Raw genomic sequence first — 234 nt, 5'->3', positions numbered from 1 at the left:
AAAAAAGCCCGCTGATTTCTCAGCGGGCTTTTCAATGGTGGTGGAGGGATAGGGATTTGAACCCTAGAACCGCTATTAACGGTTGCCGGTTTTCAAGACCGGTGCTTTCGACCACTCAGCCATCCCTCCAACAAATTGTCATCAATAGATTAGTACACTAATGATGTTGTTAATTGCTAATGCAAGTAACGATACCTTTTGTCTTCACTTTTAAAAAAGTGAAAATAAATTTGG

1 tRNA gene is annotated in these 234 nt (G+C 40.6%); it reads right to left on the bottom strand.

What is annotated here, in order from left to right:
* Positions 1-38: 38 nt before the first annotated feature.
* Positions 39-129: transfer RNA gene (locus tag ACFI6G_RS22290), tRNA-Ser, on the bottom strand.
* Positions 130-234: the final 105 nt, after the last annotated feature.

The sequence above is a fragment of the Vibrio sp. PSi01 genome, from assembly GCF_054960695.1.
The sequence above is the reverse complement of the archived record's forward strand: the minus strand, read 5'-3'. Positions and strand labels throughout refer to the sequence as shown.